Raw genomic sequence first — 23,659 nt, forward strand, 5'->3', positions numbered from 1 at the left:
TCGCGGGATAGAGCAGTAGGCAGCTCGTCGGGCTCATAACCCGAAGGTCACTGGTTCGAGTCCAGTTCCCGCTACTAAGAAAAACCCATCAACATTTTGATGGGTTTTTTGATTTTTACTACCTTCCTCACCCCCTGTAAAAACTGAGATTAATTCAAAAATACCAGTAACTTTTTTGGTTAGATATTCCCTATTTTCTGCCCTAATGGACAACCCTTCTGGAAACACTAAATTTTGGATTGGAATCAAGTGCTTACTTTAAATTAAAAAGGAATGGTTAACACCCGCGGCAATCCCTAAATATTCCCTATTTTAGCATATGCCTCATAAGCAATTAATAAGCAGAAATTGCTTGCAACTAGCGACCCTACACTACTAAAAATGAATAAAATAACATATGTTTTTTGTTCAAACTTGTACTTTTTTTATCAGGATGTATCGTTCAACGGCGAAGCAAATTTACAACTGATGCTATTAAACAAAGCATGACCAAAGATCGGGTTATTGCTTTGTATTGCAAACCTTATAAGGAAATTCCCTCCATTGACAGCAATAAGACCTTGCACGAAAGGCTCTATTATAAAGAGATTTTATTCCTTGGACGATGGCATGAGGTAAATAGTATTTTGCATTTAGAGAACACCGTATTTAAATCACTAGAACAAGGCGAGGAACAATTACTGGATAAAGCGCACCAGGTAATTGTTAGATAAAGACACACAGCAAAAATTCAACTACATTCCCTAAAGCTCTTCGATGGCTTTTGCCAAATCAACATCCTTATCCGTTACACCATCTGCATCATGAGTAGTCAGCCGAATGGTTACTTTATTATACACATTGCATAATTCCGGATGATGATTTTTTTTCTCCGCTTTTATTCCTACTTGAACTATAAAACCTAAGGCTTGCGTAAAATCCAGAAATATAAACTTTTTCTCAATTCCATTATTAATATACTGCCAGTCTTTCAATTTTTTCAACTCTGATTGAATGGATTGTTCGGTGTACGTTTTCATACTTTTATTTATTTATGGGTTGATCTGCCTGTAACATGCTGTTGTAAAACAATATTCAGATCGAAACAATTCTGAATATCTAAATTTCATAAATATAAAGTTAGTGAATTTTAATATATTGAGAAATAATTTAACTTTATTAACTAATTTTGGCGAAAATTATTTCTTTTCAATTTGAATTCAGCATACTCCTTTAAAATTTATACTACTACTGCGCAGCTTCATTCCAACTGGGATGACATCGCGATTTCGACTATTTTTTTATCCAAAAAATATCTAGATGTTTTAGAAAAATCATCCCCTGAGAACATGATTTGTCATTATATTGGACTCTTTGAAAATGACAACTTAGTAGGGATTGCGCTTTCCCAATTTCTGGATTTAAACAAACTGGAATCTTTTGGAGAACGCGATAAGTGTATCAAGACAGCAGTACGGAATTTTGTTTTCAGGAACTTTGGATCGCATGTACTGGTTATTGGCAATAATATGTTAACTGGACAAAATTCTTTTGCTTTGTTAGACACCATTGATAAAAAGAGAGCTTTACAAGTATTAAATACTGCTGTAACTGAATTAAAACAACGCTTTAAATCGATAGGCAAAAAAATTCATATCACCACCTATAAAGATTTCAATAGCGAGGAAATCAAAACCTTCCGTATTCCTGAATTCGAAAATGAATATGCGTTTTCGACACAGCCTAATATGGTTTTTACCATTAATGAAGCCTGGAAAACAGAACAAAATTATATTGACTCCCTTTCAAAAAAATACCGGGATCAAAACAAAAGAGCAAGAAAGAAGGCAGATCAAATTGAAAAAAGAAAACTACACCTGGAAGACATCATTGCCTTAGAAGAAACGATTTATGATTTATACCTTCATGTAGCTAAAAATGCTCCCTTTAATACTTTTTTTCTTCCAAAAAATCATTTTAGGATTTTTAAAGAAATTTTCAAAGACAAATTTCTTTTTTATGGCTATTTTTTAGGGGACAGACTAATAGGTTTCAATACTTTGATTAAAAACGGCTCTATAATGGATACCTATTTTCTGGGATATGATGAAAAGGTTCAGCGGGAGAAAATGTTGTACCTGAATATGTTATATGACATGATCGCCTATTCTATTAATAAAGGCTTTAAGGAAATTATCTTTGCAAGAACTGCTTTGGAAATCAAAAGTTCTGTTGGCGCTAAGCCCATAAAAATGCATGGATTAATAGGCCACAGCAATAGGGTTGTAAATCATTTTATGCCAACGATATTCAAATATCTAGAACCTGAAATCAAATGGCAACAACGCAATCCGTTCAAATAAATCTATAATCTGGATTAACATATGGTACGGCAACTTTCATGTGTTTGGGTAAGATTTCTACATTTAACTTGGTTTCGGATCCGCAATATTCACCGTCAACTTGAAAACTAACAGGCACAGTAGTCGTGATTACCGCCTTTTCCACTGATATTATTTCTATATCTTCTGCATCATCTGTTGTGATATTTCCGGTAATAATTTTCCCAAGCACTACTAAATCTAAATTTTTCAAGATCACTAATTCAAATTTCCCATCGTCCATTAGTCCGTTAGGATTAATAGAAACTCCTGTTCCATATTTTTTTGAATTGGCAATAACAATCATTCTCGCTACACATTCAATAGTGGGAAAATCACCTGTTATTGTGACAAAAAAAGGCTCGTCTAAATCAATCATAGTAGACACCGCTTGCAAAGCATACCCCAGTTTTCCCCGAATCGTACTTTTTTCATAGTTCTTAATCAATTCTGCATTAAGTCCAATATCACTTAGATGAACACTTTTTTTTCCATTAATAGAAATCATATCAATCATCATGCCCTCATTTTGAAAAGCAATTTGTAAGTTTTCTTCCAGTGTGGCAGGTAAATTCAAGTCTACTGCCAATCCATTAGCTGATCCGGCGGGTAAAATTCCTAAAATTACATCTTGATTTTCCATTGCTTCGGCTACCATTTTTATGGTTCCGTCACCCCCCGCAATAATAATTCGTTGTGGTTTGTAGGTTTCATAAAGCAACTTTATATCATCAATATCATTTACTCCAGAAGTATTATAAATTACTGGATTAAAATTTTCTTTTTTAGCAAAAAGTATTACAGCATCAATAAATTCAGATTTATCAATGTCACCGGAAATAGGATTAACAACAACAATAATGTTATTTCTCAAACTTTATCTTCTTTTATCAATTAAAATTAATTAAATTCATCTCCAATCAAAAGTACTACAATAAATGAAACCAATTTTAAAATTATATCGTGGCTACGCTAATGAGCAAGAATTAATTGTCATGGGGCATGTGTTCAAACCAACAACAGCTAAAGAATATAATTTTCAAAAAAAGAACTTTAAAAATGCTACTTCTGTAATCAAAATGTTTCAAATAAAAACACAAGCAAATGCTGATGTGTATTTAGAACAAAACAATTCCAAAATCCATACTAGAACACTAAATGATGGTTATTTTAAGTTTTGCGTGCCACTAGAGCAGGATTCTAAGTATGGCTGGATTGATTATAAAGTGAGTATCACTCATAATAACGAAACCATTACAGCCAAAGACAGTTATATTCGTCCACACAAAGGAAATCTGGGAATCATCTCTGACATTGATGATACTTTTTTAGTTTCTCACACGCTGAATCCTTTAAAAAAATTATATGTTTTATTGTTTAAAAACATATATAAAAGAAAAACTTTTGATGATGTAGTTACCCATTATCAAGCCCTAAGTTCGGCAGGAAGAACAAACAAACACGAGTTAAATGCGTTCTTTTATGTTTCCAGCAGTGAATGGAATTTGTATCGTTTTATCATACAATTTACTGAAATTCATAAGCTTCCAAAAGCCGTTTTATTACTGAAAGACATCAAGACGAGCCTGGCTGATTTTTTCATGACCGGAAGTGGGGATCACAACCACAAGTTTGACAAAATAAAACACATTCTAGAGTTTTATCCCAATTTAGAGTATGTACTTCTCGGGGATGATTCTCAACATGACCCCTATTTATACGAAGCTATTTGTAAAATTTTCCCAGTTACCATAAAAGCTGTTTATATCCGACAAACTGGGACTTCTAAAAAAGAAAAAATAATTACAATTATGGAAAATTTAGAAACCTTAAAAGTTTTTATTTGTTATTTCAAAAATAGCAGTGAAGCTATTGCACATTCAAAATCTATTGGGATTATTAAATAAAAAAAGAGCTCCAAAACCGGAACTCTTCTTTTTTACGCAGTATCAATTTCTTCCTGAACAGCTTCCCAATCTAAAAGAAATTTGTCTAACTCAGCCTTTTTCTTATTATACGCAATAAAAAACTTAGCATCCTCAATATGTTTATCATAATTAGAAGCCAGCATTTTATCATCTTGCTGAATGTCTTTTTCTAATTGCTTGATTTGGCTTTCGATCTTGCTTAACTTGTTTTGTAATGCTTTTCCTTTTTTCTGATCTTCGTATGATGCTTTATTGCTTTCTTTAGGTGATGCTACTTTCTGAGCCTCTTTTTTTTCTACTTCACGCATGTTTTCCATATTGCGTTGTTCTAAAAAATAGTTGATATCCCCTAAATATTCTTTTATTTTTTGATCTTTAAATTCATATACTAAATTTGACATGCCCTGCAAGAAATCCCTATCGTGAGAAACCAGTAATAAAGTGCCCCCAAATTTTTGAAGAGCTGCTTTTAACACGTTCTTAGATTTGATGTCCAAATGATTTGTAGGCTCATCCATCAATAAAACATTAATAGGTTGTAACAATAATTTACACAACGCCAAACGGTTTCTTTCGCCTCCTGAGAGAACTTTTACCTTTTTATCTACATCGTCACCACGAAACAAGAAAGAACCCAGCATATCGCGTACTTTCATTCGGTTCGTATCTGCTGCCGCATCTTCCATCGTTTGCAACAAAGTGATTTCGCCATCCAGATATTCAGCCTGATTTTGTGCAAAATACCCCAATTGTACATTATGTCCTAACTTGATATTTCCTTTATACTCGAATTCGTCAACAATAGCCTTAATGAAAGTTGATTTTCCTTGCCCGTTTTGCCCTACGAAGGCTATTTTACTTCCACGCTCCACTAATAGATTGATATCTTTCAAAATCGTTTTGTCCCCGTAACTTTTGGTCACATTTTCGGCTTCTATAACTACTCGTCCCGGTTCTTTCGAAACTGGAAAAGTAATATTCATCACGGAATTGTCATCTTCATCTACTTCAATACGTTCTATTTTGTCCAGTTTTTTAATCATCGATTGTGCCATGGAGGCTTTAGATGCTTTGGCACGAAATTTTTCAATTAATTTCTCTGTTTCTTCTATTTTTTTGGCTTGATTTTTTTGTGTGGCCAATTGTTTTTCACGAATCTCATGACGCAATTCTAAATATTGAGAATATGGTTTATTGAAATCATAGGCTTTACCAAGGGAAATTTCGATCGTTCTGTTTGTCACATTATCTAAAAACATTTTATCGTGTGAAACAATTACCACCACACCGGGATAATTGCGAAGAAAACTTTCCAGCCAAATGATACTCTCAATATCCAAGTGATTTGTGGGCTCATCCAGCAACAAAACATCATTAGCCTGCAATAATAACTTGGCTAATTCGATACGCATTCTCCATCCACCGGAAAAAGTTTCAGTTTGATTATCAAAAACGTCTCTTTTAAACCCTAAACCAAGTAAAATTTTCTCTGTATCTCCCACATAATTATAACCCCCCAATAATTCAAAACGATGGGTATAATCCGATAAGTCTTCGATGATTTGACTGTATTCATCACTTTCATAATCCGTTCTGGTGACCAATAAGTGATTGATTTCTTCGAGCTTTTTCTCTACAATTTTAATCTCTGTAAACGCTTCATATGCTTCTTCCAAAACCGTTCTTCCTTGTTCAAAGTCAATATCCTGACGCAGAAATCCCATACGAAGGTCTTTCTCTTGAGAAATAACCCCTGAATCTGGAGCAAAATCTTTTGCTAACATTTTAAGCATGGTCGATTTTCCCGCCCCATTCTTTCCTACAAGACCCACGCGGTCTCCGGCACCCAATCGAAAGGTAACTTCTTCAAACAAATAAGAACCACCAAATGAAACGGATAAATTGTGTATATTAAGCATGTATTGTGATTTTATTCCTTTTTGAATGCGTAAATTTGTGACTCCAAAAAAGGAAAAATTAAATTTTTTGCAAATGTTAAAAAAAGGATCCAAATTATATAGCATTTTAACAGGAACTTGTCCTAAATGTCAGAATGAGAGTATGTATTTAGATAAAAATCCGTTACATCTAAACAAAACATTGAAAATGCACGAAAATTGTAGTCATTGTGGTTTAAGATATCAAATTGAACCTTCTTTTTTTTATGGCGCCATGTATGTTAGCTACGGATTAAATGTAGCAATAGGAATTGCTGCTTTTGTCATCTCTTTTGTTCTCTTCGAATCCAGTCTAAAAGTTGCATTCCTTGCAATAATAGTATCACTGGTTATTTTATTCCCTTTTGTTTTGCGATGGGCAAGGAATATTTATATCAATATGTTTGTTTCGTATGATCACAAATTAAATGAAAAATAACACTATTTTTTTCCTTTAGATACAAATCGATTAATGTCAATTGCAGTGTCTAAAGGAATTTTATTTTCAATAGTGTCAAATAAAGCTTTTGCCATAGCGGGACCTAACATAACTCCTCGTGTGCCCAAACCATTCAAAATATGTACTGAATTATAATTTTGATGTGTTCCTACGAGTGGTCTTCTATCTTTTACCGTGGGGCGAACTCCGGCAAAATGAGTCACAATTTCAAAATCACAAGTAATAATCTCTTTTATTCTTTCCACTAATTCCGTTTTTCCTTCTGGTGTAGGTAAATCTGTTTTATCTTTCCAATTGTAAGTGGCTCCTACCTTGAACAAATCATTTCCAAGAGGCAAAATAAAGACACTTGTATTGACAATCACATCTAAATGCAAATTAGGTGCTCTAATAACAAAAAGCTCCCCTTTTGTGCCATCTAATGGCAAATGATTAAAATAAGGATTTCCATGCATTCCAAAGCCTTCGGCAAAAACAATATGTTTCGCTTGAATATCTTTGTACCGAATACCATTTGAGTCAACCTGAAGCACCTCATAATCAAAAGACTCCTCCTGAAACATCTTATTATGGATAAGATAGTCTCTGTATTTGCGCAACAACAATGCGGTATCAACATAACCCGTCTGCAAAACTTCACCGTATCCAAAGGGAGAATCAATTCCAGAAAATTTCTCAAAAATCAATTTTGTGGATAAAAATGGCGCTAACTTTATTTTATCCGAAGCTATAAACCAATTATTCTGTTCTTCGACGGAGAAAAATTTTCTCAAAATAGGTCTCTTAAAATCTACGGTACATTCTAATTTTTTCTCCAGCAGCGCATAAAATTCATTCATCAAAACTAATTGCTCTTGTGCCTGCCAAACCTCACTGAATCGTTTTAAAATAACAGGGTTATACAAGCCCCCGGCGATTCTTGAAGAATTTTGAGAATTATTATCCAGTACTAAAATACTTTTATCATTTCGCAGCGCAACCTCTGCAAATGAAATACCCGCTAAACCTGAACCAATTATTAAATAATCAATCATTTGAAGAAATATAATTTAAACTAAAGACAAAGTAAATACATTAAAACACAAAACTCTTACCATCACAGTAAGAGTTTTGCGTTTATAGTAAAAAAACTGAAATTAATAATTCCACATATCAGATTCGAAATTGCGAATTTTCTCTTTCACTCGATCGGATTCTAACAACTGATTCTGGGCATTATCTTTCATATACTCTTCAATGGATCTGTCTCCATAAACATTTTCTTCTTTGTAAATAAAACTATTAAAACGTCTTGAATTTAAGATTTGATCAAATGAAATCGGCATCGCTGAATTTTTATCATTGAATGCTTTGGCATCATGCAACACATCTCTTGCTGCTGGAAAAAACACCCAAAACAACTCAATATAATCTTTTTGATCACTATTCATCGTATAAACATCCGGAGTCACTGGACAAATACCCAATAAACGATACTTTAATTCACTCTGCCTTTTATCAAAATACCAATACCCCTTAATTTTATACTGTGTTACGTCCTGAGCAGAAAGATCCTGTCTCAGAATATACTCTTCTGATATTTGATTCCCTGCATTTATTTGTTCTCTACCGGCGTCTGTAGTATCTATTCGAGTTAATGAAGCTTGGATGTCTTTAAATGATTTTTTAGTGTTAAAATAACTATCTGTATACACTTCTGTTAATTCCCCACTTTTTATGGCTTTAGTCAGCACATCGTATAACGAACGCCTATCCGAACCAATATTTGCAGTATCTACAGGAAAATACAATGAAAAATTAATCTTTTCGTTTAAATCGATTATTTCCCAGGTTGTTTTTCCCATTAAAACATCTCTATCATGCACATATCCATAGGACAAAGGCCTATCGTTATCTGAAATTAATTGTGCATCAGATTTTAGACCTATCTCGTCAGGAGTTTTTGCATTAAGCAAATTAGATTGTGCAACCGAAGCAAGACTTCCTGTGGAACAGACTATAGCGATTAAAAAATTTCTTACATTCATCATAGTATCATTATAAGATATTGAAGTAGGTTTATATAAAACCGTACTAATTATTGTATTTCAAAAATTACTGGAGCTGTTCTTGGCAATAAGTAGCTTCCTGCACCAACAAGTTTGGTTTTAATCTCAGAAATGGTCACTTGATCACCTCTTCCTGCTTTTGATAATACGGCCTTACATTGCGCATTTAATCTGTTTCCTGATACAACTACTGTCGGCTGTCCGGTAACTTTTAAATTAAAACCAACTACATTTAAACCAACTTCAAAATCAAAATCTTCCAATTTAGCTCCAATAGTTGCAATTTCAAGATTTGATTTTGGTCCTTTTACAACACCTGTTTCTCCCCTAATAGTTCCAGCTGGCCCCGGAATACCTTTGATTCTGAAAACTTTTTTATCAGTAGCCACTTTTCCGTCCGACATTTTTCCTGATACGCTGACAATAACTTCATTACCACCACCAGGATTCATAACGTATTTACCGTTGCCTACCTTTGATAAACCTGGAGCAGAAGCATTAACAGCATTATCCGGAATACCTGCAAAGGAAATAGTCATAGGATTGGATACGCCTCTATAAACGACATTCATCTTATCTGCTGAAATTGTTGCAGAATTAGGTCTTGGCACAACAACATATTTTCCAGCGAATGTTAAAGGGATTGTTTTACCATCCTCTACAAACGTAAATTGTCCTGCAATATTTTGTTCACCTACACCACCAGCTGTTAAAGCAATCTTAGCTTGTCCCGTAGCCGGATCTAACCTAGCACCAGTAACACTTGTTGGTTTGGTATTCTCGTCATAACGTCCCAAAACTACTTTACCTGTAACCTGTTCGCCCTGGAAATAAGCATTTTTATCCAATACTACAATAGCTTGATAATTACTGTAAGATGCCGCTGCAACCGCCGCTTTACCTAATGCCGTACTGTACACATCTGATTCTGCTTTTTTAACATCATTCTGCCAAGCAGATAGTTTAGCTAAAGAAGCAACTGCTGGAAAGCCTTTAAAATGATAATCTAAATAAGGTATCGCTATACCGTCTTTATTCTTAACATCTGCCAAACTAAACTTAGCTTGAACTTCAGATAAAATTGGCGCTAATTTTTTATTATCACCCAAAGCCAACTTCATGTCCGATTTATACTTTTCAACTGTTGAAATAACTTCTTTTCCTTTAGCGGAGTAACCTGCGGGACTGAACCATAAATTATCTATATTATCTCCTTTGTCCATAGCCTCATACGGTAGTTTACCCGTCTCCGGATCCACTTCGCTTCCTACTAAAACTTCCGCTTTTATTTGTCCAATATAATCGTAAAAATTTTTTGTTATCACTTCTACTTTATGAGCTGTTATGGCCGCTGCAGCAAATTCGCCACCTGCTTCCGCTGCTTTCGCATCTAATCCAGCTAACATTTGAGCGTTTGATTGTTGAGCTGAAGCGTTTGACCCTTCAAATTTTTCATTCATTAATCCAAAAGCAGACAACACTTCTTTGGACATATTTAATGCTAACATTGCGATGAAAACCAAATACATTAGGTTAATCATCTTCTGTCTAGGGGTTAGTTTTCCTCCTGCCATATTTTCTAAATAATTAGTTTAATATTTTTTTATAGTTTGAAACTAATTATCCTTTATTATTCATTGCAGAAAGCATTCCACCATATACATTATTCAAAGAGGATAGGTTTGAAGTCAATGACTGCATTTGATCTTTTAATTTTAGGTTGTTTTCAGCAACTTCTTCATTAATTTGTACATTTCTGGAGGCGCTTTGTAGTTGTATTTTATACAGACTATTCAACGACTCCATTTGAGCTGCGGCCAAAGTCAACTCCTCACTGTATTTTTTAGTAGATGTAATAGAATCTACTGTTGGGGCAATTCCCTTTGCTGCTGATTCGAAATTTTTGATGCTATTACCTAAACTAGCCATTAATTCCCCATCAATTTTGGCATCTTTTAACATCATATCTAATTTTTGAGACAACAATCCTTGTGCATCAGATGGTGTTTCTACTTTTTTAGTTGCTGGTTTAGCCTGACCGTTAGCTAATTCCGGATATACTAAAGTCCAATCCAAATCATTATCCACCGGTTCAAAGGCAGAAAGTGCAAAAATGGCCGCTTCTACAACAAGACCTATAGTTAGCATTAAATTTCCTGTAATAAAACCAAATTCAATGTGGGTAATTTTGAATAGTGCGCCTATGATTACAACAGCAGCTCCCATGCCGTATGCGAAATTCATTGCTTTCTTGCTTAATAATGCCATAATAGTGTTTTTAAAAAATGAATAGATTTGGTTTGTTATAATTATCTCTTTTTTCCGATTCCGGTCGTTTGAACTCCCATGTAATCCTGAACGGTTCTAAAACCTATATAACTTCTGGCTGAATCAGCATATTCATAATCTCTTGTACTTACCTGAAGGAAATAAGCAACATCTTTCCATGAACCACCGCGCAGTACTTTGCGTTTATTTGAAGTATCCGGAACATTTGGGTTCATTGACGATACATACTCATACGCATTAGGGTCATAAGAAGAATCGGTCCATTCCGAAACATTTCCTGCCATATTATACAAATTATAACCATTTGGTTCATACGATTTTGCTTCAACAGTATACAAAGCTTCATCCGCTGCATAATCGCCCCTGTTAGGTTTGAAATTTGCCAAGAAACAACCTCTGTCGTTTTTAGTATATGGCCCTCCCCAAGGATAAGTAGCAGATTCTAAACCTCCTCTGGCTGAATATTCCCATTCTGCTTCGGTTGGCAGTCGAAAAGAATTAATTAAGTCTTGTCCTTTCTTTTTTGATTTGACGTAGCTGTTTTTATTTAATGTTCTCCAGGCGCAAAATGCTTTCGCTTGTGTCCACTTGACCCCTACCACAGGATAATCTCCGTAGGCTTTGTGCCAAAAATAATCATTATGCATTGGCTCATTGTAGGAATAGGCAAAATCTTTAATCCAAACGGTAGTATCGGGATATACATTTACTTCTTCGGTTTTGATAAAGTCTTTTCGTCTTCCGACTTTTGCTTTGGCGGCAGCCTGAATATCCATCCAAGAATAACGGAATTTCAATTTATTAACATCAATAGTGCGAAGACCGTTGTATGATTCCTCTATTGGCAAATACATAGAATCCATAACTTCAGCATAATATTCATCCGGATACAGTTTAGTATCCTTTATTAATTTTACTTTTTTATTCAGCTTTCTACCGGCATAAGGATCGTCAGCGGTTCCTATACTGTAATAATTATCATACATGTATTTGTCATATGCGGTCATTTTCTCTGGATCTGAATCATTAAATGCAAAATCACTTATGCTTCCTGCATTCTTACCTTTTGCAGTTGAGGCATCAGCAGTTTGCCCTACTTCATCTGCTAAAATAGCTAATCTTACCCTCATTGTAGAGTCTTTTACCCACTCTACAAACTGACGGTATTCACTATTGGTAATTTCCGTTTCATCCATATAAAAGGAGCGAACCGTAACTGTTTTTGTCGGAGCGTCCTCTACATTGGCTAAATCAGCATCTGACTTACCCATTATAAAAGCACCACCTGGGATTAATGCCATTCCAAAAGGTTTTTCCGGATGCCATTTCCCTCCATTAATACCAACTAGTTCTCCTCTGTCGCTTGATTTACCACAGCCAATTAAAAGGGTCAAAATTGACGTAAATGCAATGAACTTCTTCATATAAATTTGGTTATATATTCATTATTTTTAAGGGTGTAAACCTATTTATTATTTTTTAAAAAAACAATTTTTTTAAACTAAACAAACTCTTTTTTATAAAAAAAGAATAAATAAGCATAAAATTATCCTAAATGATGTTTTTCCTCTGCGCTTTCCACCATCTTTCGGGCAATTCCTGATTACAAGCCATTAAATATTCTTCATAAGAACATGGTAATAACGTGTTTCTTTTTAATTTATTATTAACATTTGAAATAAATGGAATTTCGATCCACCATCGGTCGGTTTTATCACTTTTATAGAAAACAAGATCCTCTTCTTCCATAGGAACTATGTATTTCAAGTAGTTTTCTTTACTTCCAAAAGGATACTCATGCGAGCGATAATGAAAGCCTTCTATGAAATACCAAATTATTTGTGCTATGATCACTGATTCTTGTGCGGAATTATTGTGATTAAAGATCCCCAATGCGGAAACTTTGTCACTTATTCCTGCATATCGTGACAGCGCGCATATTTCTTTCCCGTTAAAACCATTGGGTGCAAATGAACTAAAATTGCCAGAATCAGATGATTTCACAGCATTTAAATCAATACTGACCACATCTGCATCTCTGAAAACAGGTTCAGATATAGCTATATTATTCGAAACCTCCCCTAATCGATAGGCATCAAAAAACAATTTCTCTATCAAATCTATTTCTTCTTGCGAATTAAAATACGTTTGATAGCCAATATTACAATAATTAAAGAGATTGTTCGGCTCGTCTATAATTATTTTTGTCAAATAAGAAGTAGCCGAGGCCTGTTCATTCTCTTTTCCAAAATCAAATTTATTATCGATAGCGACTAAATTTACCATCTGTTCTAAATCATCATACGCTCTGTACAAAGCATAGGTCAGATCCTGAGAACCTCCAATAACAATGGGAATAATCTTCTTTTTTATTAAACTTGCTGTTACTTTTTTCAAGGCAAAGTAGGTGTCTTCCGAAGAGTTTCCAGCAAGAATGTCACCTAAATCAGCAACAGATGCATCCCAGTTTCCAGGAAATAATCCGTATAATTCTTTCCTAACCGAGAGTAAATCAACAGTGGACACCGCATTGAAATTGCCTCGGTTTTCTAAAACACCTAATACGGCAATTTTAATCTTGCTTAAATCAGGGAATTGTTCCTGGGTATGCAACACAATTTTACCGCCCAGTTGCTGTGAAGTCAATCCATTTATATATTCCAGGATTTCATCATCAACGGGCTTTAGAAAATCAAATTCCATTTTTATATTTTTTTCCCTTAATCACAACTCTTAACAAAGAGCGATGAAACCGGAATTAGTGACTAATTACTTTTTTGCTACAGGTTTCTTAACGGCTGTTTTTTTGACAGCTGCTTTCTTTGCTGGTGCTTTATTGGCGGCTACTTTTTTAGCAGGCGTTTTTTTGGCAATCATTTCTTGGACTTCCGCCAATGTTAATTTGGCTGCATCTACGTCTTTACTCAATTCGATTTTGAGTTTTCCTTTGGTGATTACAGAGCGACCCCAGCGGGCTTTCTCGACCAGGATACCTTCATCCGCCCAATTATGCAATACTTTATCGATATTTTTTTGCAATTTATCCTCAATCAGTGCTTCTATATCAGCTTGAGACAAATTATCAAAATTATATTTCTTACTTACATTAATAAATAAGCCATCCCATTTAATAAAGGCACCAAAACGACCAACGCCTTTTTGAACACCTTCGCCTTTATAAATGGCAATTGGAGCATCGGCAATCGCCTTTTCATCGATTAATTCCTGAGCCCTTTCAAAATCAACATCCAGTGGATTTTCTCCTTTTGGCAAAGAAACAAAAGCCGCGCCATGGCGAATATAAGGGCCGTAACGACCATTGCTTACCTCAACTTCTTCTCCTTTATATTCGCCAAGATTTTTTGGCAATAAAAATAGATTCAGCGTTTCCTCTAAAGTGATGTTCCCAATGTTTTGATCGTTCATCAAACTTGCGAACTTTTTTTCTTCATCATCAGCAGCACCAATTTGAGCCATTGGTCCAAATTTACCTAAACGAACCGAAACCGGCTTTCCTGTTTTTGGATCGGTTCCAAGAATTCTCTCCCCGCTTTCACGATCTGCATTGGCCTCTACATCTTTCACTATAGGGTGAAATTGATCGTAGAACTCCTGCATCATTTTAGTCCACTCAATATTTCCTTCCGCTATTTCATCAAAATCCTCTTCGACTTTTGCCGTGAAATTATAGTCTAAAATATTCCCAAAATTCTTAACCAAGAAATCCGTAACGATTGTTCCAATATCAGTAGGAACCAATTTCCCTTTATCAGATCCTGTGTTTTCTTTCAGCACCTTCTCCGCTACTTTTCCGGATTGCAAAATCAATTGTGTGTAATTACGCTCTTGTCCATCTAAATTTCCTTTCTCTACATAATTTCTGTTTATAATAGTAGAAATCGTTGGTGCATAGGTAGAAGGACGACCAATTCCTAATTCTTCTAATTTTTTTACCAAAGAAGCTTCGGTATATCTTGCAGGCGCTCTAGAATATCTTTCGGTTGCTGAGATGTAATTGTTTTGTAATTTCTCATTAACTTTCATTGCCGGTAACATGCCTTCCTGCTCTTCTTCATCGTCATCATGCCCTTCCAGGTATACTTTTAAGAAACCTTCAAAAAGCAAAACCTCTCCGGAGGCAGTAAAAATTTCGTCGTGATTGTTCGCTTCAATTTTCACGTTGGTACGCTCTAATTGTGCATCACTCATTTGCGAAGCTAGGGTTCTTTTCCAAATCAAATCGTACAAACGCGCTTGATCTCTGTCGATATCTACCGTATGACGTGACATATCAGTAGGACGAATCGCTTCGTGCGCTTCCTGTGCGCCTTTGCTTTTATTGACAAAAGTTCGAGGTTTCGAGAATTCTTTTCCATAGGATTTTATAATTTCAGCCTGAGCAGCTTCCATCGCATCTTTTGATAAGTTCACACTATCGGTTCTCATGTACGTAATAAGTCCGGCTTCGTACAACCGTTGTGCGAGTTGCATGGTAATCCCAACAGGCAAATACAATTTACGAGCAGCTTCTTGTTGCAAAGTTGAAGTAGTAAATGGACCAGTTGGTGATTTTTTAGTAGGCTTCGTTTCTAAATCAGCTACCTTATATGTAGAACCGATATTTTTATTTAAAAAATCTTCGGCTTCTTTTTTTGTATTGAAATTTTTAGGTAGTTTAGCTTTAAATGTTTTCCCGGATTCATTAGTAAATTCCGCCACAATAGAATACGAAGCAACAGTTTTAAAGTTCTGAATCTCTCTTTCGCGCTCTACAACCAAACGAACAGATACTGATTGCACTCGTCCTGCTGAAAGTCCGCCTTTAATTTTTCTCCAAAGTACAGGAGATAATTCATAGCCCACCAATCTGTCTAAAACTCTTCGAGCTTGTTGTGCATTGACCAAATTATAATCGATTTCCCTCGGGTTTTCGATTGCTTTTAGAATCGCAGTTTTGGTAATTTCGTGAAATACGATTCGCTTGGTTTTGGCTTTTACTAAATTTAATTCTTCGGATAAATGCCAAGAAATAGCTTCTCCCTCGCGATCCTCATCACTTGCTAACCAAACCATATCGGCTTTTTTGGCAAGGCCTTTCAGTTTTGTAACCAAGGCGCGTTTATCAGCAGAAACTTCGTATTTTGGTTTGAAACCATTTTCCACATCTACTCCAATTTCTTTGGAAGGCAAGTCGGCAATATGCCCATAACTCGACTCCACTTGGAAATCACTTCCTAGAAATTTCTCGATTGTTTTTGCCTTTGCAGGTGATTCCACGATAACTAAATTCTTTGCCATTGCTCTATTTTTCTGGGACAAAAATAGAAGTTTTTTTTAAATATTGTGCTTTTGAAAATTTTAAAAATATTTCACATCCAAAAAAGAACCTAAAAAACTTTAACTAACAGTATATCCTAAAACTTATAAAAACCACTTTTTTCACTCTCACAAGCATATATTAAGGAGCAAGGGTCATCCTTTTCCGGCAACGACAACGTTAATCCCTAATTCTTCTAGTTTCGCTTTTGTTGTATTATCAATACCGCTATCAGTAATTAAAACATCAATTCTATTCAAATTACAAATTTTACCAAATCCTCTAATATTCATTTTTGTTGAATCAGCCAATACAATAACCTTCTCGGCGACATCAATCATTGCCTTATTTAAATGGGCTTCAAGCGCATTAGATGTACTTAACCCAAATTCTAAATCTACACCATCTGCCCCCAAAAACAATTTATTACATGAAAATTGTCCTAGAATAGATTCCGCAATAGGCCCTACGGCAGAAGTGGAGTTATTGCGAATGTCCCCGCCTAACTGAATTGTATCAATACTTGGTTCTTTACAAAGCTCTAACGAAACCTTTAGCGAGGGAGTAAGCACTGTTAATTTACGGAAACCCTTGATAATTTGAGACAAATAATGAATATTGGAGCCCGACCCTAATATGATATAATCGTTATTGCTAATATACTTTAATGCTTCTTCTGCAATTTCCTTTTTTTGCCCAACCTGTAATGCCTCTTTATCACTTACATCTCTTTCAAAAGCATAAATGGGTTGCTTGCTGGCCCCACCGTGCGTGCGATGCAATAGCTTTTCGTTTTCCAAAAAGTTAAGATCCTTTCGTATGGTTACGGTTGAAACATTATGGGTTTCACACAAATCAACCACATTCACATATCCTTTTTGATTTAACTCTTTCAGTATATCCTCTTGTCTTCTATTGATTATAGTCATAATAAGTCCTCTTATTTAATATTTTTGATAGTGAAAGATACAAAAATAAAATATACAAATAAATTTCATTTTATATAATTTAGTTTCAGTAAGTTTACTTTTCGAAGTTTATTAAAACAAAATAGTGCATAAATCAAAACCAAACATGCTATTAACAAAGAAAAACGAAGTTACAGCGACTGAATGTATATAATTTTAGGACCGTAACTAACAGGGCCGAGCGTACTATTAGGTGGAGAAGGTGCTCAAAACATTCAAGGAGAAGATCAGCAAAAATTAGATGTTTATGCTAATGAAGTTTTTATTCAAACCCTAATAAATCGAGAAATTGTGTGCGGCATCACCTCCGAGGAGAATGATGAGTTTATAGCAGTAGAACGAAGCGATAAAAATCATAATAATAAATACGTAGTTTTGATGGACCCGCTTGATGGATCCTCCAACATTGATGTAAACGTTTCAGTCGGGACAATTTTTTCAGTTTTCAGGAGAATTACTCCAATCGGAACTCCAGTGACGCTCGAATATTTTCTACAACCAAGAATCAATCAGGTTGCTGCCGGTTACGTCATTTACGGAACATCAACGATGCTTGTTTATACAACAGGTCACGGCGTCAACGGTTTTACATTGAACCCGGCTATTGGCACATTTTATTTATCCCATCCTAACATGCAATTCCCGAAAGATGGAAATATATATTCTACAAACGAAGGGAATTATGTTCATGTTCCTCAGGGCGTAAAAGATTACATCAAGTATTGCCAACTTGAAGAGGACGAAAGACCGTACACTTCGCGATACATTGGAAGCCTAGTTGCGGACATTCACAGGAACATGATAAAGGGCGGAGTTTACATATATTCAACTATCACAACAGCGCCAAAAGGAAAATTACGACTACTTTATGAATGCAACCCAATGGCATTTATTGCAGAACAAGCTGGAGGAAAAGCATCGGATGGCTTTAATCGAATCATGGAAATCATACCGACTGAATTGCACGAGAGAGCACCATTCTTTTGCGGGAGTTACAATATGGTCGAAAAGGTTGAAGATTTTATGCTCAAAGCGAAATTTAGCAAACACTAAGAACAAAATAACTCCTAATTTTATAATGTACCGAAAAAAACTGAGGCTGTTCGAAAATTACTTTTCGAACAGCCTCTTTTGCTATGCGTTACTTTTTTTCGGACAAAAACCCCTATTTATCAATAGCATTCCTTCGAAAACTACCAATAGACTGATTACCGGAGTCAACTCGAGTACTTTACAGTAGCACGTCATTCTACGAAGGACTCGAAAACTTTCGTATAGTTACGATTTTAAACATTCTAGATTTAATCCTAATCAACCCTATTATCAAACCCTTTCCGGTGAACTTATTAAACACACTGGCTACAATGAATAAAAAACAGACTAATTATAAGGAATAACCATATTTTAACAGTAAAAATATGAAAAATGAAAAAATAAAATAGAAATATATAAAAATTCTCTTTGTGGTTTCATTTAGTTTCACTTTATTTGCTTTAAGAAAGATTTAAATACAAAAATAACACATTATGAAACGTCACGAAGAAATATCCAAATTAAATGAAACTAAAGAATGGGATGTAATCGTCATTGGTGGTGGAGCGAGTGGCCTTGGGACTGCACTTGATGCCGCCAGCAGAGGCTATAAAACCATTTTGGTTGAAGCTGTAGATTTTGCAAAAGGAACATCAAGTAGAAGTACTAAGTTGGTTCATGGTGGCGTCCGTTATCTTGAGCAAGGTAATATATCCCTTGTCAGAGAAGCTCTTAAAGAAAGAGGATTAATGGCGCAAAATGCCGGGCATCTTGTAAAAAATCAATCTTTCGTTATACCTAATTACAATTGGTGGGGTGGTTATTTTTATACTTTAGGACTCACCATCTACGATATGTTAGCAGGTAAGCTAAGTTTAGGAAAATCTCAATACATCTCGAAGAAAGAAACAATTGAATTACTTCCTACTATTGAAAGAAAAGGATTAGTTAGCGGTGTTATCTATCAAGACGGTCAATTTGACGATTCACGTTTAGCGATTAACATTGCCCAAACCGCGGTAGAAAAAGGGGCTTGCCTATTAAACTACACTAAAGTTGTCGGCTTATTAAAAGACAGCGGCAATCAGGTAACCGGCGTTCAGGTTAAAAATCAAGAAACCGGAGAGTTCTTTGAACTGAAAGGAAAAGCTGTTATAAACGCCACTGGTGTTTTTACAAATTCTATAATGAAACTAAATGATACGATTTATAAAAAGTATATTGTTCCGAGTCAAGGAATTCACCTTGTTTTTGATAAATCGTTTCTGCCTAGTGATCACGCATTGATGATTCCAAAAACGAGTGACGGAAGAGTTTTGTTTGCCGTACCATGGCATGATAAAATTGTTGTGGGGACGACAGACACTTTGATAAAAAGCCACAGTTTAGAACCTATTGCATTAGAAAAAGAGATCGATTTTGTTTTGGAAACTGCTCAGAGATTTTTGGCAAAAAAACCAACACGGGCAGATGTACTTTCGGTTTTTGCTGGACTAAGACCACTTGCGGCCCCTGAAAAAGAAGGAAAAAGTACCAAGGAAGTCTCCAGAAGCCACAAAATAATTGTTTCCGAAACAGGATTAATTACAATAACCGGAGGCAAATGGACTACATATCGAAAAATTGCCGAAGATATTATTGACAAAGCAATCACTATTCATCATCTACCTAAAAAAGACTGTAAAACAGAAAATATATCAATTCACGGAAATATTAAAACAAGCACTGTTGATAGAAAAAATCATCTCTACATCTATGGAACTGACATTCCTAAAATACTAGAATTACAAAATCAACAACCTGAATTAAAAGAAAAACTACATCCAAACTACGATTACACGCTGGCTGAAGTTGTTTGGGCAATACGCCATGAAATGGCCAGAACGATCGATGATGTCCTATCACGAAGAGTACGACTATTATTCTTAGACGCTCACGCTGCTATTGCTGCTTCTGAAAAAGTCGCAGAATTATTGGCTAAAGAACTCGGCTATGATGATGCTTGGATCAAAATACAAACTAAAGAATTTAAAACAATCGCAAACGGATTCCTCTTACCTGAATTTAGATCAAATTAAACTATTAACTTAATTTATTAAACATTAACCTATAAGCTATGAAAAACAAATTAATCCTAGCTCTTGACCAGGGAACCACTTCCTCAAGAGCTATCGTTTTCAACCATGAAGGCGAAATCGTAAGTGTATCTCAAAAAGATTTTGAACAAATATTTCCTAAACCAGGATGGGTAGAACATGACCCTAAAGAAATATGGTCTTCACAGATTAGTGTAGCCGCAGAAGTTATTGCAAAAGTTGGAGTTTCTGGAAAAGAAATAGCAGCAATTGGAATTACAAATCAAAGAGAAACAACCATAGTTTGGGATCGAGAAACCAGTGAACCAATATATAACGCCATTGTTTGGCAAGACCGTAGAACTGCGAAATATTGTGACGAACTGAAAGCGCAAGGGCATGCCGATATGATCAAGAAGAAGACAGGTCTAGTCCTGGATGCTTATTTTTCTGGCACCAAAGTAAAATGGATTTTAGACAATGTAGAAGGGGCTCGTGAGAAAGCAGAAGAAGGGAAACTTTGCTTTGGAACCGTTGACACTTGGCTAATATGGAAGTTGACAAGAGGCGAAAAATTCATGACTGATGTTTCAAATGCTAGTAGAACTTTACTACTAAATATTCACACTTTAGAATGGGATACTGAATTATTAGAGTTATTCGACATTCCGGAAGCAATGTTGCCAGAGGTCCACCAAAGCAGCGAAATTTATTGTGAAACTGCCACAACTCTTTTCTCAACAAAAATTCCAATTGCCGGAGTTGCTGGAGATCAACAAGCAGCTTTATTTGGTCAATTATGTACAAAACCAGGAATGGCCAAAAACACTTATGGAACAGGTTGCTTTATGTTGATGAATACAGGTGAAAAACCGGTATATTCTAATAACAATCTGTTGACTACTGTGGCATGGAAAATTAACGGAAAAACTACTTACGCCTTAGAAGGAAGTGTTTTTGTTGGAGGAGCAGCGGTACAATGGTTGCGCGACGGGGCAAAAATGATCGATACTGCAGAAGAAATCGAAACTTTAGCATCAAAAGTACCAGATAATGGTGGTGTTTATTTTGTTCCTGCCTTAACTGGACTTGGCGCACCACATTGGGATCAATATGCAAGGGGTGCAATCGTTGGTATTACTAGAGGAACCACAAATGCACATATTGCACGTGCCACCCTCGAAGGAATTGCTTATCAAGTATACGATCTGGTAAAAGCCATGGAAGGTGATTTTGGCAAAAAAGGAACAGAATTAAGAGTTGATGGAGGAGCTGCTGCCAATAATTTAATGATGCAATTCCAATCGGATTTATTTGACTTTAAAGTAATAAGACCTAAAACACTTGAGACCACCGCTTTAGGGGCGGCTTATTTGGCAGGATTAGCGGTAGGGTACTGGGACAGTGTCGATGAGTTACAAGAACAATGGTCAATAGACCGAGAATTTAATCCAGAGATGTCTAGAGATGAAGCCGATAAATTAGTCCACAATTGGAACAGAGCTGTAGGACGAGCTTCAAACTGGATCGAAGACTAATTATAAAACACTAAAAGATGACACCATTTATAGCAGAAATTATTGGTACCATGCTAATGATTTTATTAGGCAACGGAGTAGTTGCAAACGTAGTTCTTAAAGGAACAAAAGGAAATAATTCAGGCTGGATTGTCATCAGTACGGCATGGGGTTTTGCCGTTTTTGTAGGCGTTGCTGTTGCCGGTCCGATTAGCGGTGCGCATTTAAATCCTATTGTCACCTTAGGCTTAGCACTCATAGGAAAATTTGCCTGGTCACAGGTTGCCTCCTACATTTTGGCTCAATTCATTGGAGCTATGCTGGGAGCCTTTTTAGTTTGGCTTTCCCATAAAGATCATTTTGCAGCCACAGAAGATGAAGGCGGAAAACTTGCTTGTTTTTGCACGGGACCCGCGATTCGGAATTACTCCTCCAATTTGATGAGTGAAATCATCGCCACTTTTGTTTTAATTTTTGTTATATTCTACATTGCTGGTCCGGAGCTGATCATGAGTTCTGATACTGGCGCTGCAATTGGACTTGGAACTGTTGGCGCTTTACCGGTCGCTATTTTAGTTTGGGCGATCGGATTATCCTTAGGAGGCACCACAGGGTATGCCATAAATCCTGCCAGAGATCTTGGACCTCGCTTGATGCATGCTGTTTTACCCATAAAAGGCGGTAGCGATTGGGGGTATGCCTGGGTTCCTATCGTTGGTCCTATAATAGGTTCCTGTTTGGCCGCAACCTTGTATATGTTACTTCTCTAACCTTATTTATTAAAAGTAAAATCATGCGAAAATTATTTATTACCACTATAATCTCTATTATAGGGCTAGCTGGATATGCCCAAGAAACGCCTGTTACCGATACCATTCCAGCAGCTGTAGCAAACACAAAAACGAACCGACTGGATTTTGATGTAGAATTAAAAACGAGCCACCTCTGGAGAGGACTGGTTATCAACGGAAGCATGACTGCCATGGGAAACATTCATTATGCTTTGGACAAAAAACAAAATCTAACCGTTGGTCTTTGGGGCGGAAATGGGTTTGATGGCGAGTACAAAGAAATTGATTATTACATTCAATACCAAAAAAATGGTTTTTCAATCGCCTTATGGGACCTATTCAATACTACAAATATTGAAAACCCTGCCGTTTTTAATTACGATCGAAAAACAACCACGCACATTCTTGATTTAAGAACATCCTATCAATTTCCTGACCGATTCCCCTTGCGGATAGAAGCTAATTTTCTACTTTACGGCAATGATCGCGAATTAATGGACAACCTCGATTATAAAAACAGATATTCCACCTATGTTGAATTAGGATATCCATTATTGAAAAATCAAAAAATCACTTTAGAGGCCTATTTAGGAGCCGGATTTGCCTTAAACGGGGCCTCCCATTTGTATACAAATGATCCCAACAGTAATTTTGATATTGTAAATACCGGAATCAGGGCGTTTAAAAACATTCACATTCTAAATTACAAACTTCCTGTTTCCGCAGTAGCAATGTGGAATCCAGCACTTAAAATTGCCCGAATTCAATTGGGTGTGGTATTGTTCTAATTACAACAACACCTGGTTTGATAATGATAACGTTCTTTTATTTCTAAAAGAACGTTTTTTTTTATTCCAAAACATTGTTGTCCGGTAAAAAACTTTTAAAAGTTAATTATCCTATATATTTATGGGCTTAGCGAGAATTTATCTCGTAG

At 35.8% G+C, this 23,659-nt stretch carries 19 protein-coding genes, 1 tRNA gene and 1 pseudogene; 10 read left to right on the forward strand and 11 right to left on the reverse strand.

Features of this window, described 5'->3' with window-relative positions:
* Window position 1 precedes the first annotated feature (1 nt).
* Window positions 2-74, forward strand: a tRNA-Met gene (locus tag EKM00_RS10205).
* A 411-nt stretch (window positions 75-485) separates the two neighbouring features.
* Window positions 486-713, forward strand: a complete 228-nt coding sequence (locus EKM00_RS10210; protein WP_126516091.1) for a hypothetical protein — start codon at window positions 486-488, stop codon at window positions 711-713.
* A 30-nt stretch (window positions 714-743) separates the two neighbouring features.
* Here the strand turns inward: EKM00_RS10210 and EKM00_RS10215 are convergent, their stop codons facing one another.
* Complete coding sequence (locus EKM00_RS10215; protein WP_126452859.1) at window positions 744-1,019, reverse strand: 4a-hydroxytetrahydrobiopterin dehydratase; 276 nt, start codon at window positions 1,017-1,019, stop codon at window positions 744-746.
* 174 nt (window positions 1,020-1,193) lie between these two features.
* On the opposite strand from EKM00_RS10215, the gene EKM00_RS10220 reads away from it, so the two are divergent.
* Entirely contained in the window at window positions 1,194-2,342 is a 1,149-nt protein-coding gene (locus tag EKM00_RS10220) for a GNAT family N-acetyltransferase (protein ID WP_126516092.1), read from the forward strand.
* Here the strand turns inward: EKM00_RS10220 and EKM00_RS10225 are convergent.
* Window positions 2,335-3,234, reverse strand: coding sequence for a diacylglycerol/lipid kinase family protein (locus EKM00_RS10225; RefSeq protein ID WP_126452855.1), 900 nt, complete (start codon window positions 3,232-3,234; stop codon window positions 2,335-2,337). The genes EKM00_RS10220 and EKM00_RS10225 overlap by 8 nt on opposite strands.
* 64 nt (window positions 3,235-3,298) lie before the next feature.
* Here EKM00_RS10225 and EKM00_RS10230 point away from each other — a divergent pair, with 64 nt between their 5' ends.
* Window positions 3,299-4,267: an App1 family protein gene (locus tag EKM00_RS10230; RefSeq protein ID WP_126452853.1), complete on the forward strand. Its 969-nt coding sequence runs from the start codon at window positions 3,299-3,301 to the stop codon at window positions 4,265-4,267.
* 32 nt (window positions 4,268-4,299) lie between these two features.
* Here EKM00_RS10230 and EKM00_RS10235 read toward each other — a convergent pair whose 3' ends face one another.
* Window positions 4,300-6,207: an ABC-F family ATP-binding cassette domain-containing protein gene (locus EKM00_RS10235; protein WP_126516093.1), complete on the reverse strand. Its 1,908-nt coding sequence runs from the start codon at window positions 6,205-6,207 to the stop codon at window positions 4,300-4,302.
* Between the two features lie 73 nt (window positions 6,208-6,280).
* On the opposite strand from EKM00_RS10235, the gene EKM00_RS10240 reads away from it, so the two are divergent.
* A complete protein-coding gene (locus EKM00_RS10240; RefSeq protein ID WP_126516094.1) occupies window positions 6,281-6,664 on the forward strand; it encodes a DUF983 domain-containing protein in 384 nt (127 codons plus the stop codon).
* A 2-nt stretch (window positions 6,665-6,666) separates the two neighbouring features.
* Here EKM00_RS10240 and EKM00_RS10245 read toward each other — a convergent pair whose 3' ends face one another.
* The 8 genes from EKM00_RS10245 to EKM00_RS10280 form a co-directional block, all read right to left on the reverse strand.
* Window positions 6,667-7,719 carry an NAD(P)/FAD-dependent oxidoreductase gene (locus EKM00_RS10245; RefSeq protein ID WP_126516095.1) on the reverse strand — a complete coding sequence of 351 codons (1,053 nt, stop codon included), beginning with the start codon at window positions 7,717-7,719 and terminating at the stop codon, window positions 6,667-6,669.
* A gap of 102 nt (window positions 7,720-7,821) precedes the next feature.
* On the reverse strand, window positions 7,822-8,712 hold the full coding sequence (gene gldN / locus EKM00_RS10250; RefSeq protein ID WP_126462161.1) for a type IX secretion system protein PorN/GldN: 891 nt from the start codon (window positions 8,710-8,712) through the stop codon (window positions 7,822-7,824).
* Between the two features lie 50 nt (window positions 8,713-8,762).
* Window positions 8,763-10,307 carry a type IX secretion system protein PorM/GldM gene (gldM, locus tag EKM00_RS10255; protein WP_126516096.1) on the reverse strand — a complete coding sequence of 515 codons (1,545 nt, stop codon included), beginning with the start codon at window positions 10,305-10,307 and terminating at the stop codon, window positions 8,763-8,765.
* A 46-nt stretch (window positions 10,308-10,353) separates the two neighbouring features.
* Window positions 10,354-11,001 (reverse strand): T9SS inner membrane protein PorL/GldL, encoded by a 648-nt coding sequence (gldL, locus tag EKM00_RS10260; RefSeq protein ID WP_126452843.1) that lies wholly within the window; start codon window positions 10,999-11,001, stop codon window positions 10,354-10,356.
* Window positions 11,002-11,042: 41 nt separating this feature from the next.
* On the reverse strand, window positions 11,043-12,446 hold the full coding sequence (gldK, locus tag EKM00_RS10265) for a type IX secretion system lipoprotein PorK/GldK (RefSeq protein WP_126516097.1): 1,404 nt from the start codon (window positions 12,444-12,446) through the stop codon (window positions 11,043-11,045).
* Between the two features lie 127 nt (window positions 12,447-12,573).
* Window positions 12,574-13,725 (reverse strand): formimidoylglutamase, encoded by a 1,152-nt coding sequence (locus tag EKM00_RS10270; protein ID WP_126452839.1) that lies wholly within the window; start codon window positions 13,723-13,725, stop codon window positions 12,574-12,576.
* Window positions 13,726-13,791: 66 nt separating this feature from the next.
* The gene (topA, locus tag EKM00_RS10275; RefSeq protein WP_126516098.1) at window positions 13,792-16,320 is read right to left on the reverse strand and encodes a type I DNA topoisomerase; all 2,529 of its coding nucleotides are present in this window, start codon (window positions 16,318-16,320) and stop codon (window positions 13,792-13,794) included.
* A 174-nt stretch (window positions 16,321-16,494) separates the two neighbouring features.
* Window positions 16,495-17,268: a DeoR/GlpR family DNA-binding transcription regulator gene (locus EKM00_RS10280; RefSeq protein WP_126452835.1), complete on the reverse strand. Its 774-nt coding sequence runs from the start codon at window positions 17,266-17,268 to the stop codon at window positions 16,495-16,497.
* Window positions 17,269-17,505: 237 nt separating this feature from the next.
* Between EKM00_RS10280 and fbp the strand changes: the two are divergent.
* From fbp to EKM00_RS10305, 5 genes and pseudogenes are all read left to right on the forward strand, one after another.
* Window positions 17,506-18,360, forward strand: a pseudogene (fbp, locus tag EKM00_RS10285) (class 1 fructose-bisphosphatase); the annotation flags it as partial.
* A gap of 473 nt (window positions 18,361-18,833) precedes the next feature.
* On the forward strand, window positions 18,834-20,417 hold the full coding sequence (locus EKM00_RS10290) for a glycerol-3-phosphate dehydrogenase/oxidase (protein WP_126516100.1): 1,584 nt from the start codon (window positions 18,834-18,836) through the stop codon (window positions 20,415-20,417).
* A 38-nt stretch (window positions 20,418-20,455) separates the two neighbouring features.
* A complete protein-coding gene (glpK, locus tag EKM00_RS10295; protein ID WP_126452831.1) occupies window positions 20,456-21,952 on the forward strand; it encodes a glycerol kinase GlpK in 1,497 nt (498 codons plus the stop codon).
* Window positions 21,953-21,969: 17 nt separating this feature from the next.
* Window positions 21,970-22,701, forward strand: coding sequence for an MIP/aquaporin family protein (locus tag EKM00_RS10300; RefSeq protein ID WP_126516101.1), 732 nt, complete (start codon window positions 21,970-21,972; stop codon window positions 22,699-22,701).
* A 23-nt stretch (window positions 22,702-22,724) separates the two neighbouring features.
* Window positions 22,725-23,510 carry a hypothetical protein gene (locus tag EKM00_RS10305; RefSeq protein ID WP_126452827.1) on the forward strand — a complete coding sequence of 262 codons (786 nt, stop codon included), beginning with the start codon at window positions 22,725-22,727 and terminating at the stop codon, window positions 23,508-23,510.
* The last annotated feature ends 149 nt before the right edge of the window (window positions 23,511-23,659 follow it).

Origin of the sequence: Flavobacterium sp. RSP15, from assembly GCF_003968755.1 — a bacterium.
Taxonomy (GTDB): Bacteria; Bacteroidota; Bacteroidia; order Flavobacteriales; family Flavobacteriaceae; genus Flavobacterium.

Excerpts from the sequence above, each read along its gene's own strand:
- EKM00_RS10210 (WP_126516091.1), top strand. The coding sequence starts at position 486 with ATGACCAAAGATCGGGTTATTGCTTTGTATTGCAAACCTTATAAGGAA.
- EKM00_RS10215 (WP_126452859.1), bottom strand. The coding sequence starts at position 1,019 with ATGAAAACGTACACCGAACAATCCATTCAATCAGAGTTGAAAAAATTG.
- EKM00_RS10230 (WP_126452853.1), top strand. The coding sequence starts at position 3,299 with ATGAAACCAATTTTAAAATTATATCGTGGCTACGCTAATGAGCAAGAA.
- EKM00_RS10235 (WP_126516093.1), bottom strand. The coding sequence starts at position 6,207 with ATGCTTAATATACACAATTTATCCGTTTCATTTGGTGGTTCTTATTTG.
- EKM00_RS10240 (WP_126516094.1), top strand. The coding sequence starts at position 6,281 with ATGTTAAAAAAAGGATCCAAATTATATAGCATTTTAACAGGAACTTGT.
- EKM00_RS10245 (WP_126516095.1), bottom strand. The coding sequence starts at position 7,719 with ATGATTGATTATTTAATAATTGGTTCAGGTTTAGCGGGTATTTCATTT.
- gldN (WP_126462161.1), bottom strand. The coding sequence starts at position 8,712 with ATGAATGTAAGAAATTTTTTAATCGCTATAGTCTGTTCCACAGGAAGT.
- gldM (WP_126516096.1), bottom strand. The coding sequence starts at position 10,307 with ATGGCAGGAGGAAAACTAACCCCTAGACAGAAGATGATTAACCTAATG.
- gldL (WP_126452843.1), bottom strand. The coding sequence starts at position 11,001 with ATGGCATTATTAAGCAAGAAAGCAATGAATTTCGCATACGGCATGGGA.
- gldK (WP_126516097.1), bottom strand. The coding sequence starts at position 12,446 with ATGAAGAAGTTCATTGCATTTACGTCAATTTTGACCCTTTTAATTGGC.
- EKM00_RS10270 (WP_126452839.1), bottom strand. The coding sequence starts at position 13,725 with ATGGAATTTGATTTTCTAAAGCCCGTTGATGATGAAATCCTGGAATAT.
- topA (WP_126516098.1), bottom strand. The coding sequence starts at position 16,320 with ATGGCAAAGAATTTAGTTATCGTGGAATCACCTGCAAAGGCAAAAACA.
- EKM00_RS10280 (WP_126452835.1), bottom strand. The coding sequence starts at position 17,268 with ATGACTATAATCAATAGAAGACAAGAGGATATACTGAAAGAGTTAAAT.
- EKM00_RS10290 (WP_126516100.1), top strand. The coding sequence starts at position 18,834 with ATGAAACGTCACGAAGAAATATCCAAATTAAATGAAACTAAAGAATGG.
- glpK (WP_126452831.1), top strand. The coding sequence starts at position 20,456 with ATGAAAAACAAATTAATCCTAGCTCTTGACCAGGGAACCACTTCCTCA.
- EKM00_RS10300 (WP_126516101.1), top strand. The coding sequence starts at position 21,970 with ATGACACCATTTATAGCAGAAATTATTGGTACCATGCTAATGATTTTA.
- EKM00_RS10305 (WP_126452827.1), top strand. The coding sequence starts at position 22,725 with ATGCGAAAATTATTTATTACCACTATAATCTCTATTATAGGGCTAGCT.